Annotated in this window: 12 protein-coding genes and 1 tRNA gene; 4 read left to right on the top strand and 9 right to left on the bottom strand. The window is 67.6% G+C overall.

The features are described 5' to 3' along the window. Together glmU and LDO14_RS06645 are read right to left on the bottom strand one after the other, a co-directional pair. Entirely contained in the window at positions 1 to 1,479 is a 1,479-nt protein-coding gene (gene glmU / locus LDO14_RS06650) for a bifunctional UDP-N-acetylglucosamine diphosphorylase/glucosamine-1-phosphate N-acetyltransferase GlmU (protein ID WP_056393612.1), read from the bottom strand. Positions 1,480 to 1,583: 104 nt separating this feature from the next. After that, positions 1,584 to 1,655 (bottom strand) — tRNA-Gln (locus LDO14_RS06645). Positions 1,656 to 1,787: 132 nt separating this feature from the next. On the opposite strand from LDO14_RS06645, the gene LDO14_RS06640 reads away from it, so the two are divergent. Then, entirely contained in the window at positions 1,788 to 2,414 is a 627-nt protein-coding gene (locus LDO14_RS06640; RefSeq protein WP_018770133.1) for a TetR/AcrR family transcriptional regulator, read from the top strand. Between the two features lie 108 nt (positions 2,415 to 2,522). On the opposite strand, the gene LDO14_RS06635 is transcribed toward LDO14_RS06640, so the two are convergent. From LDO14_RS06635 to LDO14_RS06615, 5 genes are all read right to left on the bottom strand, one after another. Further along, positions 2,523 to 4,346, bottom strand: coding sequence for an ABC-F family ATP-binding cassette domain-containing protein (locus LDO14_RS06635; protein ID WP_223994474.1), 1,824 nt, complete (start codon positions 4,344 to 4,346; stop codon positions 2,523 to 2,525). Between the two features lie 37 nt (positions 4,347 to 4,383). After that, positions 4,384 to 5,361 carry a 4-(cytidine 5'-diphospho)-2-C-methyl-D-erythritol kinase gene (locus LDO14_RS06630; protein ID WP_056393518.1) on the bottom strand — a complete coding sequence of 326 codons (978 nt, stop codon included), beginning with the start codon at positions 5,359 to 5,361 and terminating at the stop codon, positions 4,384 to 4,386. Further along, complete coding sequence (gene rsmA / locus LDO14_RS06625) at positions 5,358 to 6,230, bottom strand: 16S rRNA (adenine(1518)-N(6)/adenine(1519)-N(6))-dimethyltransferase RsmA (RefSeq protein WP_018770136.1); 873 nt, start codon at positions 6,228 to 6,230, stop codon at positions 5,358 to 5,360. Before rsmA ends, LDO14_RS06630 begins: the two co-directional genes overlap by 4 nt. Before the next feature lie 113 nt (positions 6,231 to 6,343). Further along, positions 6,344 to 7,537, bottom strand: coding sequence for a resuscitation-promoting factor (locus tag LDO14_RS06620; protein WP_186447783.1), 1,194 nt, complete (start codon positions 7,535 to 7,537; stop codon positions 6,344 to 6,346). A 257-nt stretch (positions 7,538 to 7,794) separates the two neighbouring features. After that, entirely contained in the window at positions 7,795 to 8,700 is a 906-nt protein-coding gene (locus tag LDO14_RS06615; RefSeq protein WP_018770138.1) for a TatD family hydrolase, read from the bottom strand. 164 nt (positions 8,701 to 8,864) lie between these two features. Between LDO14_RS06615 and LDO14_RS06610 the strand changes: the two genes are divergently transcribed. From LDO14_RS06610 to LDO14_RS06600, 3 genes are read left to right on the top strand one after another with little or no spacing between them, the layout of a single operon-like run. Next, positions 8,865 to 9,965 carry a MoxR family ATPase gene (locus LDO14_RS06610; RefSeq protein ID WP_018770139.1) on the top strand — a complete coding sequence of 367 codons (1,101 nt, stop codon included), beginning with the start codon at positions 8,865 to 8,867 and terminating at the stop codon, positions 9,963 to 9,965. Positions 9,966 to 9,974: 9 nt separating this feature from the next. Beyond that, positions 9,975 to 11,486: a DUF58 domain-containing protein gene (locus LDO14_RS06605; protein WP_223994471.1), complete on the top strand. Its 1,512-nt coding sequence runs from the start codon at positions 9,975 to 9,977 to the stop codon at positions 11,484 to 11,486. Then, the gene (locus LDO14_RS06600; RefSeq protein WP_223994469.1) at positions 11,483 to 14,011 is read left to right on the top strand and encodes a DUF3488 and transglutaminase-like domain-containing protein; all 2,529 of its coding nucleotides are present in this window, start codon (positions 11,483 to 11,485) and stop codon (positions 14,009 to 14,011) included. The genes LDO14_RS06605 and LDO14_RS06600 overlap by 4 nt, the downstream gene beginning before the upstream one ends. A gap of 60 nt (positions 14,012 to 14,071) precedes the next feature. On the opposite strand, the gene LDO14_RS06595 is transcribed toward LDO14_RS06600, so the two are convergent. Then, positions 14,072 to 15,571 (bottom strand): NAD-dependent succinate-semialdehyde dehydrogenase, encoded by a 1,500-nt coding sequence (locus tag LDO14_RS06595; RefSeq protein ID WP_026265912.1) that lies wholly within the window; start codon positions 15,569 to 15,571, stop codon positions 14,072 to 14,074. A 181-nt stretch (positions 15,572 to 15,752) separates the two neighbouring features. Beyond that, complete coding sequence (gene rsmI / locus LDO14_RS06590; RefSeq protein WP_056393510.1) at positions 15,753 to 16,628, bottom strand: 16S rRNA (cytidine(1402)-2'-O)-methyltransferase; 876 nt, start codon at positions 16,626 to 16,628, stop codon at positions 15,753 to 15,755. Between the last annotated feature and the right edge of the window lie 26 nt (positions 16,629 to 16,654).

The following is a 16,654-nucleotide window of genomic DNA, read 5'->3' as shown; positions in this document are numbered from 1 at the left end:
TTACTTGCCCTCTTCTGTAGATGCCGGGGTACTTGAGGAGTCATTGATGGCCGCCTGGGCCAGTTCAGCGGAGCGGGTTCCCGGGCGGTGCGCGGGGACCCAGCCTTCGGCGTTGCGCTGGGCGGCAACGCTGAGCGCCAGCGCGCCCGCCGGCACGTCCTTGCGGATCACCGCGCCGGCGCCGCTGTAGGCGCCGTCCCCCACGGTGACCGGGGCAACAAAGACGGTGTTAGAGCCTGTACGGACGCCCGAGCCGATGACCGTGCGGTGCTTCTTCTCGCCGTCGTAATTGGCCGTGATGTTTCCACAGCCGATGTTGGTGTCCTCGCCGATTTCGGCGTCGCCTGCATAGCCCAGGTGGGACAGCTTGGAGCCGCGGCCGATGGTGACGTTCTTGGTTTCGTAGAAGGCACCGATCTTGCCCTTTTCACCAAGCACGGTGCCGGGGCGAAGGTACGTGAAGGGGCCGACGGCGGCGCGCGGGCCGATCACGGAGCCGGAACCGTGGGTGCGGATCACCGTGGCGCCCTCGCCGACGGTGACGTCGGTCAGGGTGGTGTCAGGGCCGACGACGGCGTCCCGCGCCACGGAGGTGGCGCCGTGCAGCTGGGTGTTGGGCAGGAGGCGGACATCCTCGTCCAGGGTGACGGAGGAATCGATCCAGGTGGTGGCCGGGTCGACGACGGTGACGCCGGCCCGCATCCAGGCTTCCACCGTGCGCCGGTTCAGCTCGGCGCCGAGCGCGGCAAGCTGGACGCGGTCGTTGGCGCCCTCCACCTGCCACCGGTCCGCAGTCACGACGGCCGCGACCCGGCCGCCTGATTCGCGGGCCAGCCCCAGTACGTCGGTGAGGTATTTCTCCCCCTGGACGTTGTCAGTGGTGACCTTCCCCAGTGCCCCGCGGAGCACCGCGGCGTCAAAGGCGTAGATCCCGGAGTTGACCTCCCGGATCAGCCGCTCTGCCTCGGTGGCGTCCTTGTGTTCGCGGATGCCGGTAACGGAGCCGTCTTCGCCGCGGAGGATGCGGCCGTAGCCGGTGGCGTCGTCAAGGACTGCCGTGAGGACGGTGACGGCGTTGCCGTCGCGTTCGTGGGTGGCGACGAGTTCGGTAAGCAGTTCCCCGGACAGGAGGGGCACGTCACCGTAGGTGACCACGACGGTGCCTGACAGTTCCTGTTCGGCGTCCAGCGCCTGCAACGCGGCCTCCACGGCGCGGCCGGTGCCGGGGATGTCGTCCTGGTCCACGATGACGGCCTGCGGATCCAGTGCTGCGACGTGTCCCGCCACCAGGTCCCGTTCGTGGCGCACCACAATGGCGAGCCGTTGCGGGTTGATGCTGCGGGCGGCGCGGAGGGCGTGGCCCACCATGGACAGGCCGCCGATCTCGTGGAGGATCTTCGGTGTACGCGACTTCATCCGGGTACCGGCGCCTGCTGCCAGGACGATTACAGCGGCCGGGCCGGTATTCTCGGGGATCACGTAACGGGTTCTCCTTGCTTGGTTGTGCTTGCGCTTTGCGGCAGCCGGCGGGCCAGCCCGCCGGGCACCGGGTGCCATCCTCATGATCGCTCCTTGCGCAGCAGTTCCGCCCATAGGATTCGAACCTATACTCCACGGCTCCAAAGGCCGGGGTGCTGCCGTTACACCAGAGCGGACCGTGCCGAAAGACTCGAGGCCCGGGCACAAGTCCCTATTTTGCCATGGGTTCAGGCCACCGCGCGACACGGGGCGTTGGGTCCTGCCGGTCCCGCGGAATCCCGTCCCCGGCGGTGAGGCATGATGGGAAGGTGAGCAACAACCTTCCGCGGACGCGGATGACTGGCCTGCAGCGCCGGAGCCAGCTGATCGACGTCGGGCGCGGCCTTTTCGCCGTCCGCGGCCTGGACGGGACCACCATCGAGGAAATCGCCGCCTGCGCAGGAGTGTCCAAGCCGGTCATCTACGAACACTTCGGGTCCAAGGAAGGCCTGTACACCGAGGTGGTGGACGGTGAATTCCACATTCTCCTGGACTCGATCAACGCGGCCCTCACCGAGGAAGCCAAACCCCGCGTCCTCGTCGAACGCGCCGCGCTGGCACTGCTCACCTACATCGAGGAACGCACCGAAGGGTTCAGGATCCTCATGCGCGATGCTCCCCCGTCCCAGCCGGAGGGCGCCTTCTCCACCCTCCTCTCGCACGTGACCGCGCGCGTGGAACACATCCTCTCCGACGAATTCTCCCGCCGCGGCTTCAGCGGCGAGGACGGTGCCATGTACGCCCAGATGCTTGTGGGCATGGTGGCCATGACCGGCCAGTGGTGGCAGGACAGCCGCCAGCCGGACAAGCACACGGTCGCCGCGCACCTGGTCAACCTGGCCTGGAACGGCCTGACCGGCCTCAAGAAGGAGCCGGAACTGCAGTCTGAACTCTAGGCCTCGCCGTGGTTGCGTCCGCGGCGAAGGGGGTCATCCTCTGCATGCTGGCTCGTTCCTCGCCTCTGACGCATGCTGCCGGATAACCCCCCTCCCCGCTTGTGAGGGTCAGTCGCCCAGGAGTTCCGAGGCCTCGAGCCACTCCATTTCCAGGGCATCTTTTTCGTCGGCCAGGTCCTTGAGCTGCTTGTTCTGTTCGGCCAGGGCGTCGAAATCGGACTTCTCCGTGCTTTTGACCATGTCGTCGTGAAGCTTCTTTTCCTGCTGGTCCAGCTTCTTGATCTGCCGTTCGATCCTGTTGAGGGCCTTGCGGGCGTCCCGCTTCTCGGCCTCGGACGGGCCGGTCCCGGTGGCCGGCGCCTCGCCCGCGCTGGTGACAGGGTTTCCACCGCCGGTGACGGTGGAACCGGCGAGGGCGGCTTCGCGCAACTCGAGGTACTGGTCCACGCCGCCGGGGAGGCCGCGGAGCTTGCCGTCGCCCAGCAGCGCCATCTGGTGGTCGGTGACGCGTTCGAGCAGGTAGCGGTCGTGGCTGACCACCACCAGCGTGCCGGGCCAGCCGTCCAGGACGTCCTCGACGGCGGCGAGGGTGTCGGTGTCAAGGTCGTTGGTGGGCTCATCGAGCATCAGCACGTTGGGTTCACCCACCAGCAGCCGGAGCAGCTGCAGGCGGCGCCGCTCACCGCCGGACAGGTCCCTGACCGGTGTCCACTGCTTCTCGTTGGTGAAGCCGAGCTGCTCCACGAGCTGCCCTGCGCTGAATTCCTTGCCGCCGACGTTGAAGGAACGCTTCTCCCGCTCGATGACCTCGATCACGCGCAGGTCCGAGACGTCGTCGAGCTCCTTGACCTCCTGGGTGAGCACAGCAGTGACCACCGTTTTGCCCCGCTTCAGCTTGCCCGCATCGGGTGTGATCTCGCCGTTGAGCAGCTTCAGGAGGGTGGTTTTTCCGGCACCGTTGACGCCCACCAGGCCCAGGCGCTCCCCCGGAGCCAGGCGAAGGGTGATGTTGTCGAAAAGCTTCCGGCCGTCGTCGGCGCCCTGGAAGTTGAGGGACACGTTCTCCAGGTCCAGCACGTCCTTGCCCTGGCGCGCTGTGGCCATCTTGCTCAACGCCATGGAGTCGCGCGGGGCGGGAACGTCCTCAATGAGCGCGTTGGCGGCCTCAATCCGGAACTTCGGCTTGGCCGTGCGGGCCGGGGCGCCCCGGCGCAGCCAGGCGAGCTCTTTCTTGACCAGCTGCTGGCGTTTGCCCTCCACCACGGACGCCATGCGGTCGCGCTCCGCGCGGGCCAGGACGTAGGCCGCGTAGCCGCCTTCGAAGGGGTCCACGATCCCGTCGTGCACCTCCCAGGTCTTGGTGCAGACTTCGTCCAGGAACCAGCGGTCGTGGGTCACCACCAGGAAGGCGCCCTGGTTGGGCCGCCAGCGCGTCTTCAGGTGCCGGGAAAGCCAGGCCACGCCCTCGACGTCGAGGTGGTTGGTGGGCTCATCCAGCATGATGACGTCGTGGTCCTCGATGAGCAGTTTGGCGAGGGCCACCCGCCGTTTCTGGCCGCCGGAGAGGGCGTGGACGTTGGCATGCCAGTCGACGTCGGACACCAGGCCGCCCATGATCTCGCGGATCTGCGGGTTGCGGGCCCATTCGTAGTCGGCCTGGTCACCCACGATGGCGGCACCCACCGTCAGGTCGCCGTCGAGCACGTCGCTCTGGTCCAGGTACCCCACATTGACGTCGCCGCGTTTGGTGACGCGGCCGGAGTCCGGGGTGGAGCGCAGCGCCAGCAGACGCATGAGCGTGGACTTGCCATCACCGTTGCGGCCCACCATGCCGATCCGGTCCCCCTCCTCCAGTCCCAGGGTGATGCCGTCCAGGACGGTGCGGGTTGCGTAGGAAACCGTGAGGTTCTCGCCGCCAAGAAGGTGTGCCAAAGGGAACTGCTTTCTGCTGCCGGACTGGAAGTCTTAATTAAAGGAGGATGTCGGAGATGATGCGCGCGCCGGGGACCGGGCCGTGGACGGGAAGGGCTGTCAGGCCGTAGCGCCGCAGGTCCTCCGCCAGCGCCTCCGCAGCAACGGAATCATCAGCCAGCAAAGCCACGGTGGGGCCGGAACCCGAAACGATTCCGGCAATGGCCCCATGGGATTCGCCGATTCCCAGCGTATCGCGCAGCGCCGGCGACAACTCAATGGAAGCCCGTTGCAGATCGTTGACCAGCACCCGGCTCAAGGATTCGGCATCCCCGCCCCGCAGCGCCGTCAGGATTTGTGGATCCACTCCGGTGGGCTCACTGGCCTCCACCCCTTCGGCCTCACGCAGCCGGTCCAGCGTCCGGTACACCTCGGGGGTGGACAGGCCGTAGTCGGCCACCACCAGCACCCAGTGGGTCTGCGCCTTGGCCAGCGCCGGAGAGAGTTCATCGCCCAGGCCAAGGCCGACGGCGGTCCCGCCCAGGAGCGAGAAGGGGACGTCGGCGCCGAGTTCGGACGCCAGGTGCGCCAGTTCCTCCCGTGACAGCCCGCTGTTCCAGAGTGCGTCACAGGCCAGGAGCGTGGCGGCGGCATCGGCGGATCCGCCGCCCATCCCGCCGGCCACCGGGACCCGCTTGGTGATCTCCAGGTGCACCCCCGTGGCGTGTTCGGAGACGTCAGCCATGATGGCAGCCGCCTTATGGGCAAGGTTGTTGCTGTCCAGGGGAATATCGACCGCGTCGAGGTCCAGGGTGCTTTCGGGGCTGAGGCTGATGGTAATCCCGGGCTCGGCGGTGCTGGTCGCCGCCACTTCCTCGTAGAGGGACACCGCGAGGTAGACGCTGGCCACGGAATGGTAGCCGTCCGGCCGGAGCGGACCGACGGCCAGGGAAACATTGACTTTGCCGGGCGCCTTGACGCGGACCGTCCTGGCGGCGAACCGCCCCCTGCCTGCCTTGTCCAGTCCCGCGCTCACGGCCGGTTTTCCCGGGCTTCGGCGATCCTGGCGAACGCGGCGATGTCGATGACCTCGCCGCGTGCGGTGGGGTCGACGCCGGCTGCGAGCAGGCAGCGCTCGGCCTCCGGGGCTCCCCCGGCCCAGCCCGCCAGGGCGGCCCGGAGCGTCTTGCGGCGCTGCGCGAACGCGGCATCCACCACGGCAAACACCTGCTCGCGGGTGGCGGTGGTGGCGGGCGGTTCGCGGCGGGTAAAGGCCACCAGCCCGGAATGGATCTTCGGTGCCGGCCAGAAAACGTTCATGCCGATCACGCCGGCCTTGCGCATCTGGCTGTACCAGGCGGCCTTCACGGACGGCACCCCGTAGGTCTTGGATCCCGGGCCGGCTGCCAGCCGGTCAGCCACCTCGTCCTGCACCATCACCAGGCCGTGCCGCAGGCTTGGGAAATACTGCAGGAGGTGCAGCACCACCGGAACCGCCACGTTGTAGGGCAGGTTGGCCACCAGTGCTGTCGGCTCGACAGGCAGCTCGGTGACCTTCATCGCATCGGCATGCACCAGGTGGAAGGAGTTGGCGGCGGCCGGCCGCCATTCCTGCACGGTTTCGGGCAGCTTCGCGGCAAGGACAGGATCAATTTCGACGGCGACAACTGCCGCCGCGGCGTCGAGCAGGCCCAGCGTGAGGGACCCCAGCCCCGGGCCCACCTCAAGCACCGTTTCATCCGGTCCCACGCCCGCCGCGGCGACAATGCGCCGGATGGTGTTGCCATCGATGACAAAGTTCTGCCCAAGGGTCTTGGTGGGCCTGATCCCGATTTCCTCTGCCAGCCGGCGTATGTCGGAGGCACCGAACAACGGTGCGGGCACGGCGGGGATCGGTTCAGTCACCTAGGTATCCTATCCCGCGCGGCACGTCCGCCCTGCCGGGTTAACGGCCGTGGCCGGGCCCGGGTACCCCGGGCCCGGCCACGGCCATTGACTCTGCGCTTATGTCCGGTAGATCAGCTGGTTGCTGCCCAGCCGCAGCCCCAGGGCGACAGGCCGCGCTGCGCGTAGACGCGGTTGGCGATGTCGATCTGCTGCGCCTTGGTGGCGAGGCTGGCGTTAGGGGCGTAGGCGCCGCCGCCGGCTCCGATCCAGGTGCGGATGTCGAACTGGAGGCCGCCGTAGTAGCCGTTGCCGCTGTTGATGCTCCAGTTTCCACTGGATTCGCACTGGGCAATCTTGTCCCACATGGCCTCGTTCATCATGGCCGGTGCAGCTGCGCCGGTGTTGGCGCCGGCAGCGGCCGCAGGTGCGGCCTGGGGTGCAGGCTTGGCCTTGGTGCCAACGGTGACTTTCTCGGTGACCGGCTGCACGGCCACCTTCTCGGACACCAGCGTGCGGGACGCTTCCCGTCCGTCCACGAGTACCAGCTTGAAAGTGCGTTCCAGCTTTCCGGCGGCGCCCGCCTGGGTCACTTCCTTTTCGCCCTTGAGCATGTCTGCGCTTTCGGCGGTAACGGTCTCGAAGGGCACGTCTTCACTGGTGACCGTGGTCTGGCTGGTGTCCACCCGGGACACCTTGATGACCATGTTGTTCACCACGTTGGCGTTGGCCGGCTGCGAGGTGCGGTCGTTGGCGGCGAGGGTCACGCCGGAATCCTCCAGCACCTTGCCAACGGTGGGGGCCGTGGTGGTGGCGGTGTTCACTTTGCCGTCAGCCACAATGCTGACGGTCTTGGGCGTGGAGATCGAGACGTAGGAACCTGCCAGCGAAAGGGTGGCATCCTTGGGCGCTGAAACGGACGAGGCACTGGCGACGCCGAGTTCTGTCACCAGGTCTTCGACGTCCTGGGCGGTGGTGTTCACCGTCTTTTCAGCCCCGTCAAGGCTGACTTTGACTTCCTTGGCCTGGTTGATGTTGATGACGGTGCCGTTCTGGACCGTGGCGTCGAGGGAAGGCGACACGCGGTCGCCGGGCTTCAGTTCCAGGTTGGCACTCTTGACCACCTGTTCCACTGTTCCGCCAAAGGACTGCACGGACGACGCTTTGCCGTCCACGTTGAGCGTGACTGTTTTGTTATTGCCCACGAAGGCTACGAGGCCTGCGACCAGGCCGCAAAGCACCAGCAGCTGGGCGCCAACTTTGATATAGCTGAACTTGCCGTCCGATGTGAAGAACTTGATCACGATTGCCCGTAACTCTCGGTCCATCCGGGCACGGGGAAACGCGCAATAAAATGCCCGGAGCAACCTTGAAAAGGACAGTCCGGGCACCGGTGCGCCGCCACACTCCGCGCAGCGGCATGGCCGGATACTGGACAAGCCGGGCCGGCTGCGAATGAAGTGAAATTACCCGTTGGCCTTCCCCGACCCCGGCTAATAGTTTCCCACTGTAACCGTAGCGTTATAAAGTGGCCAACATTTTTGCATACCAGATATGCATTTAGCAGCGGGCAGGGGAAGGAGTGTCAGGCCCAGGATCCGTATGCCCGTACGGTATTTTCGCTGATTGCGCTGCACAGGCCGGCCAGGTCGGAGCCTGTCAATTCTGCCATGGCCCGCACGGTGTACGGGACCGTGTAGCTCGCGTTGGGACGCCCCCTGTGCGGGTGCGGGGTCAGGAATGGAGCGTCCGTTTCCACCATGATGAGCTGCCGGTCCGCGACGGCGAGCGCGGCGCGCAGATTCGTGGCGTTCCTGAACGTCAGCGTGCCGGCAAAGGACATCCACCAGCCCTGGTCGTTACAGGTTTTGGCCAGGTCCTCGCCACCGGAGAAGCAATGGAACACCACCCTGTCCGGCGCGCCCTCTTCCTGAAGGACGCGCACCACGTCGCTGTGCGCGTCCCGGTCATGGATCTGGAGGGTGAGGTCCAGGCGTTTGGCAATGTCGATATGCCGCCGGAACGAGTACTCCTGGTGCCGCAGCCCCTCTCCCTCGGTGCGGTAGAAGTCCAGTCCGGTTTCGCCGATGGCCCGGATCCGGGGATGGCCCGCCAGGCGTTCGATTTCGGCAAGGGCCGCTTCCAGTTCACCGCGGGCAGCATAATGCGGCGCGTCATTGGGGTGCAGGGCCACGGCGCCCAGGAGCCGTTCGTCCCGGTCCACCGCCTCCACCGTGAACCGTGAGGATTCGAGGTCGCAGCCCACCTGCACGGCGCCCTGGACTCCCACGGCCGCCGCTGCATCCAGCGCAGCCTTGATCCCCACCGGCCCCTTTCCGTCCGGGAAGTCCAGGTGGGTGTGGTTGTCCATGACTGGTACCGGCAGGGGCTCCGGCGCGGGCGGAAAATCCTTCCGGCGGCCGGCGGCCTGGTCCGGAGTCTCCTCGTCTGCAGGTACCCGGTAAGCGGCGGGAATTGACGAATTGCACATCCACCCAGACTATCGGCCGAAAGGTACCCCCATATTTGCCGGAACTCTCTGTCAGGCACGGCAGTTGTGTTAGTAGTCTGGAACGAACACACGCGCACGCCCACCAAGGGGCGAAGGCAGGCTTGCTGTCCCGTCCAGGTGAAACCCGGGCTGAAAGGTTGCCGATGGAACCCCACCGACGCACTGCCAACAATGGAAGCGCACCGAACCTTAACCTGGCCGGCGTCGCTGATTCCGTCAGCCACCTGAACGGGCACCGGCCTGCGGCCATGGACCCGGTGTCCTTCCACGCCGCGGCGCAGCGCATCCTCACCACGGTCAATACCGTCATCGACGGTAAGTCCGATGCCGCCAAGCTGGCGCTCACCGTACTCCTCGCACAAGGCCACCTGCTGCTCGAGGACGTGCCCGGCGTCGGGAAAACCCTGCTCGCAAAGACCCTCGCCCGGACCATCGACTGCACGGTCAACCGCATCCAGTTCACCCCGGACCTGCTGCCCTCGGATGTCACCGGGGTGTCCATCTACAACCAGGCCTCAAGGCTGTTCGAGTTCCGGCCGGGTGCGGTCTTCGCCAACATCGTCATCGGTGATGAAATCAACCGCGCATCCGCCAAGACGCAGTCCGCCCTGCTGGAGTGCATGGAGGAGCATCAGGTCACCGTGGACGGCACGTCCTACAAGCTCGATGAGCCGTTCATGGTGGTCGCAACCCAGAACCCCATTGAAATGGAAGGCACCTATCCGCTGCCGGAGGCCCAGCGGGACCGGTTCATGGCCCGGATTTCCATGGGCTACCCGGACAAGGCCGCAGAGATCGAGATGCTCGAAACCCACCAGGCGGTCTCGCCGCTGGCCAATGTCTCCCCCGTGGTCACCGCGTCCGACGTCGCGGCCATGACCGCCACTGTCCAGCAGGTCTATGTCTCAGACGCCGTGAAGGAATATACGGTGGCAGTGGGCAGGGCCACCAGGGAAAGCCCGCTGCTGCGGCTCGGCGCCAGTCCCCGTTCCATGCTGCAGCTGCTGCGTGCCGCCAAGGCCACAGCCGCCCTGGAGGGCCGCGACTTCGTCCTGCCGGACGACGTGCGGGACGTGGCCGAGGCCGTCCTGGCGCACCGCATCATCCTGGACCGGAAGGCGGCGGGCGCAGGCGAGACACCCCACAGCGTCCTGCGGGGCATCCTGTCCAGGCTGCCCGTGCCACAGGCCCAGCCGGGGCAGCCCAACCGGGCCGCGGCCGCCGCCGGCAGCAGGAACCGCTAGGCACGGACCATGGCCCTGCTGGATAAGCTTCCGCGGCACCTGTTCACCAGGCGCGGCTGGGGCATGCTCGCAGCCGGGGCCTTCACACTGGCCGCGGCCCAGGTCATGGGGCGCCGGGACCTCCTGACACTTGCCATCTTGCTGCTGGTCCTGCCGCTCGTCTCCCTTGCCGGCGTCAGGCTGGTCAAGCCGCGCTTCCGCGTCTACCGCGAATTCAATCCCTCCCCTGTGGAAACCTCCGCCCCGGCGACGGTCCACCTTGCCGTGGCCAGGACGGGCCCGGGCAGCGGACGGGTTGCCATGGAGGAGCGGCTGCCGGCGCACTTCGGCCACGCGCCGTCCTTCCGGTTCCCGTCCCGTTCGGCCACCGGCGGCACAAGCCGCTACGAATACCACCTCACGTCCAGGTACCGGGGGCAGTTCAGGATCGGCCCGGTCACGGCCGAGTTCACGGACCCTTTCGGCCTCTCCCTGCACCGGCAGGCGATTGACGACGGCGACATCCTCACCGTGACGCCGGCCGCCGTCGTCCTGCCTGCCGCCGGGCTGGCGGGAGCGCGGGGGAACGACGGCGTCACCGCCACCCGTGTCCGGGCAAACCCGAGCGACGACGACATCATGACCCGGGAATACCGTCACGGTGACCCGATGCGACGGGTCCATTGGCCTGCCACGGCACGGCATGGGTCCTTGATGGTCAGGCAGGAGGAGTCCGTGACCACGCCGGAAGCCACCATCATCCTGGACCATCGGGCCAGTGCGTTCGGCGGGGGCTCCGGCACGTCGATGCCGGGCCTGCCCGTGCCGGAGGGGCATGCGCCGGCCACCAGCGACACCTTCGAGTGGGCTGTTGTTGCCACCATGTCCGTCAGCGCACACCTTGCCGAGCGCAACTACAGCCTTCGGGCGCTGGACACGGGCGGGGAACCGGCGTTCCTCCACTCCCCCTCGTCCCCGGAACCGGCGGTGGAAGAATTCAGCGGATCATCCGGCCTGCAGTCCATTGCCGAAAGCCTTGCCGCCATCCACCTGTCCGGGGCGCCCCACCCCCGCCGGGAAAGCACTCACCGGGACAGCATTCGCCGGGACGATGTGCAGCGGGGTGTCATGCAGCTGGGTGTCATGGCCAGGAACGCGCCGCGCCCCGGTGCCCCGAAAGTGCGGACACAGGGAGGCCCGGAGCAGGGACTGCCGGCCTTTGACGACCACTTGATGGACAAGCTGTCCGCCCATCGGATGCGCGGGCCACTGATCGCTGTCCTGGGTCGCATCACGAGGGAGGAAGCCGCAGCATTGGCCCCTGCCGCTTCGTACGGCACCAACGCGTTCGCCATCCTGGCCGTGGAACGTCCCATGGAGTCCCAGGATGTCCTGGAAGTGCTGCGGCAGGGCGGCTGGCGGGCGGTGGCCGTGGCGCCCGCGACGCAGCTTGCCGCCGCGTGGCGCCAGTTCGACCAGGACCCGGCCCTGCCGGTGGTTACGGCGGCAGAGGTCCGGCGGGGAGCGGGGGTGGCCACATGACCATGGCGCCGGCCCGGCCAACGGGTGCGGGCCACGAGGCACAGGCACAGCATGAAATGCCTGCGGGACGCCTGCGCGCCGGCGCCTACCCGTGGGCCATGGGGGGATCCATCACCGTGGCCGTCTGCGGCGCTGCCCTGTCCTTGAACGGTGTCCTGCGGGGCTGGAACTGGTACTGGCCGGTGATGACCACCGTGCTGGTGGTGGCATTCACGCTTGCCGCGCTGCGTTCCGTCCGGGCCCAGCCCCTGCTGGTCACCGCAGGCGGATTCGTGGCACTGGGCGCCGTCCTGACGTTGACGTTCTTCCGCGGCTCCAGTTTCCTGTGGGTGGTCCCTACAGGTGCCACGCTCCCGGACCTGGACCGGCTGATCCGGCGGGCCAGCGAGACTGTCCTGGCAGAGACTGCACCCGTGGCGCCCAACGCCGGGATCGTCATGGTGGTCTGTGCCGTGCTTGGCCTGGCTGTCATCCTGGTCGATGCACTCGCGGTTCCGCTCGGGATGCCGGCCGCCTCCGGCACAGGCCTGCTTGCGCTGCTGGTGGTTCCGGCCATGATCAAACCGCAGAGCGTGGGGGTATGGAGTTTCGTTGCCACCGTAGCGGGCTACCTGCTGATCCTCGCCTGCAGCCAATGGTTTGCCCCGGACGGGAGGTTGCAGGGCGGCTCGGCCCGAAGCCCGGGCCTGGTGCGCAGGGCCGTGCTGACGGGCTCCGTGGCGCTGGCAGCCACCCTGGTACTGCCCCTGGCGATTCCCGGCTTCGACACAGGCACGTTCCCGCAGGGTTCACGGCTCAATCCGTGGGGTGCCGCCACAGGCCTGAATCCGATGATCACCCTGGGCAACAGCCTTCGCACACCGGACGGAAGCGGCAGGATCACCTACGCCACCACGTCACCCAACCCTCTCTACCTGCGATCGGTCACCGTGGACAATTTCGACGGCGATTCGTGGGGACCGGACGACCGCACCGCCTCCAGGGTGCCCCTTGACGGCCGGATCGACCCCGGGTATCCGGTCCTGACCGATGAGCAGGTGCGGCTGGTGACAGCCATCGACACCGGGTCCTTCACCAGTCCCTACCTGCCGGCGCCCTATGCGCCCGAGACCGTCCGCGGACTGGGCGGACAGTGGACCTGGGATCCGGCCACGCTGAGCATCAAGGGCACTGACACCACCACCCGGCGGCAGGAGTACGTGGTGACCTCCGCGGTGCCCAAGCTTTCAGCGGCGCTCCTGGCCCAGTCCTCAGGGCCCGCACGGGGCATCCCCGACATTTTCACCCGCATCCCGGGCAACGTCCCGGACATCGTCAAAACCACGGCACAGACCGTTGCCGGGGGTGCGGGGACGCCGTACCAGAAGGCCCTGGCCATCCAGAAGTACCTGCGCTCGTCCGAGTTCACATATTCACTGCAGTCCCCGGTGCAGGGCGGCTATGACGGTAACGGCCTTTCCGTCCTTGCTGACTTCCTGCAGCAGAAGAGCGGTTACTGCATCCATTACGCATCGGCGATGGCGGTGATGGCCCGCCTGGACGGAATCCCCAGCAGGATCGCCGTGGGCTATGCCCCCGGCAGGCTGACCGGGGCGACGGTCTCCGTGTCCGGCCAAGGCGCCCTCCCGGAGTATGAGGCAGATGCGCGCGACGCCCACGCCTGGCCGGAATTGTACTTCCAGGGCCTGGGCTGGGTACCGTTCGAGCCGACGCCGTCGCGGGGGGTGGTCCCGGACTACGCAACCGAGGCCTCAGCGCCTTCGGTCGCGGATTCCCTGGGCAACAACGACGGCCTCATCCCCGACACGGCCCCGGTTCCCGCCCCATCCCCCAGCACCACTGCCCAGGCCGTCCCCGGCGCCGGCAGCAGCACAGGCGACTCCGCGCAATTGACCCCCTGGTTCCTTGGTGCAGCCGCATTGGTGGGCCTGCTTCTCCTGGTGGCCGCCCCCCACCTGGTTCGGAGGGGTATCAGGTCACGGCGGCTGCGTCCAAGGCGACCGGACCTGGCCGTACCGTCGGCATGGAATGAGATCAAGGATCTTGGCGCCGACTACGGCCTGCCCCCCGCGGACAGCGAGACGCCCAGGGCATATTCATCCCGGTTCCGGGCTGAACTGCTGGGTGAGCCCGGAGGCATGGACCAGGAGGCGCACGGGGCAGTGTCGCGCTTTACCTCGGCGTTCGAACATTACCGGTACGGCCGCCCGGGCGGCACTGGTTCCCCAGGCTCCGGCCCCGACCCGACCGAAGGCGACATTGCAGCCGGGGTTGCGGCCGTGGAAGCGTCCCTTCGGGCAAACGCCACCCTGCCCAGGCGTTTGACGGCGGCATGGCTTCCGCCGTCGGTCACCCGCCGGCTGGGCCAGCTGCTCAGGATGCCGTTCATTGCGGCCGGCAGGACCATCCGCACAGCACTTCACGCTGCAGCGCGCCTACGCCCCGGGGCGCCCGGGCATCCGTCGGCAGGACGGCGTTCCAAGGCGGGGGCGGCCGACGGCGGCCGCGGGGCCGGGCAGGGCTGAACGGCAGGTGCCGGCCGGGGAAACCCCGGCCGGCACTTGTACGCTGCGAAACTTCCGGAACTAGCCGGCGTAGGGGTCGGCGATGCCGATGTACTGGGTGTAAAGGTATTCCTCGATGCCTTCGAGGCCGCCTTCGCGTCCCAGGCCCGACTGCTTCACGCCGCCGAAGGGCGCCGCGGCGTTGGAGATGACGCCGGCGTTCAGGCCGAGCATGCCGGTTTCGAGTTTCTCGCCCATCCGGATGCCGCGGTTGAGGTCCTTGGTGAAGACGTAGGCCACCAGCCCATATTCGGTGTTGTTGGCCAGGCGGACGGCTTCGTCCTCGGTGGAGAAGGTGATGATCGGAGCGACGGGGCCAAAGATTTCCTCGGAGAGGATCCGGGTGCCTTCGGTGACGCCGGAGAGGATGGTGGGCTGGTAGAAGTAGCCCGGTCCCTCTACCGGTGCGCCGCCCAGGACGGCCTTCGCGCCGGAGGCGACGGCGTCGGAGACCAGTTCGTGGACTTTGTCCCGGCTCTTGGCGTCGATCAGCGGCCCCACCTTGGACTCGGGCTCGGTGCCGCGGGCGGTGGTCATGTCCTTCATCTTCGCGGCGAACTTCTCCGCGAACTCCCCGGCTACGGACTCGTGCACGATGAAGCGGTTGGCTGCGGTGCACGCCTCGCCCATGTTCCGCAGCTTGGCCAGCATGGCGCCGGTAACGGCCGCGTCCAGGTCAGCGTCCTCAAAGACCAGGAACGGGGCGTTGCCGCCCAGTTCCATGGAGGTCCGCAGCACGGTTTCGGACGCATCGGCCAGCAGCCGGCGTCCCACCTCGGTGGAACCGGTGAACGACAGCTTGCGCAGGCGCGAATCCTTGATCAGCGGCCCGGTGGTGGCACCGGCCGTTGAGGTGGGGATGACGTTCAGGACACCGGCAGGCAGCCCGGCCTCCTGCATCACGGCAGCGAACAGCTGGGAGGTCAGGGGCGTCAGGTTGGCCGACTTCAATACCATGGTGCAGCCGGCGGCGACGGCCGGGGCGATCTTGCGGGTGGCCATGGCCAGCGGGAAGTTCCACGGGGTGATCAGCAGGCAGGGGCCCACCGGCTTCTTGGTGACCAGGAGGCGGGACTTGCCGTCCGGCGAGACCGAGTACCGGCCGAAAGCCCGGACTGCTTCCTCGGAAAACCAGCGCAGGAACTCGGCGCCATAGGTTACTTCGCCGCGGGCCTCGGCCAGCGGCTTGCCCATTTCCAGGGTCATCAGGAGGGAGAAGTCTTCTGCACGTTCGGTGACCAGGTCGAAGGCCCGGCGCAGGATCTCCCCGCGTTCGCGCGGCGGCACCTTTGCCCAGGATTCCTGGGCAGCCGCGGCAGCATCGAGGGCTGCCGCACCATCCTCGGGGCCGGCGTCGGCAATGCTCAGCAGCACCTTCCCGGTGGCGGGATCCTCGACGTCGAACGTCTTGCCTGAGGCGGCGTCGCGCCACTCACCATTGATGAGCAGCCCGGTGGGAACGGAGGCCAAAAGCCGGGTTTCGCGCTCGGCGGAAACGGCCGGCTGTGCAGTGACAGTCACGATGACTCCCTCGTCAGTAGGGTTGTGGCAGCCCATCGCCGCGGCCGGAGTGACCGGGATCATGGGGCTGATTAACAGCCAGACTACTGCGGGGCATGGCTATGGTCTACGCCGATGCGCACTGCGGAATCGCGGCTTCGCTGTGCACCTGCACAGGCGCCGAAAGCGGACCGTGGCCCGGCTAGCGGGCCGCCAGGACGGCCGAGTAGAGCTCCCTCTTGCTGACCCGGACGTCTTCGGCGACGGCGGCGACGGCCTCCTTGAGCCGGATGCCCTGGGACACCAGCTCATTGACGGCAGCCACATGGTCCTCCGGGGTGCCGGCCGCCTGCTCAGGAGCCCCGCCGAGCACCACGGCGATCTCGCCGCGGACCTCCGTGTCCTCGGCCCACTGGAGCAGTTCGCCAACAGTGCCGCGGATGACTTCCTCGTACGTTTTCGTCAGTTCCCTGCAGACTGCGATGGGCCGGTCCGGCCCGAACCTCTCGCGCAGCGCACGCAGCATGGCTTCGAGCCGGTGCGGCGCCTCGAAGAACACCATGGTGCGCCGCTCCCCGGCAAGGTCCGCCAGGCGGGAGGCCCGTTCGCCGGCCTTGCGGGGAAGGAATCCCTCAAAACAGAACCGGTCCGTGGGCAGGCCCGACAACGCAAGGGCCGTGAGGACCGCGGACGGTCCGGGAACCGCGGTGACGGGAAGTCCCGCCGCGATGGCGCCTTCCACCAGCCGGAAGCCGGGGTCGGATACCGACGGCATCCCGGCGTCAGTGACCATCAGGAGCGTGCTGCCGGAGCGCACGTGGTCAAGGAGCTCAGCGGTCCTGGTGGCCTCATTGTGCTCGTGGTAGCTGATGACGCGGCCCGCCACGTCAATGCCCAGGCTTTGGACCAGACGGTGGAGGCGCCGCGTGTCCTCAGCGGCCACAATGTCTGCAGTGCCCAGCAGTTCCACGAGGCGGGCCGAGGCGTCTCCGGTGTTCCCGATGGGAGTGGCGGCAAGGACGATCCGTCCCGCGGTCGCAGGGCCGGGTTCAGAAAGGGGGCTGGGGTTCGGGTCCACCCACCAAGCCTACTGCCGCCGGGTCT

The sequence above is a fragment of the Arthrobacter sp. NicSoilB11 genome, assembly GCF_019977375.1.
GTDB lineage: Bacteria > Actinomycetota > Actinomycetes > Actinomycetales > Micrococcaceae > Arthrobacter.
The sequence above is the reverse complement of the archived record's forward strand: the minus strand, read 5'-3'. Positions and strand labels throughout refer to the sequence as shown.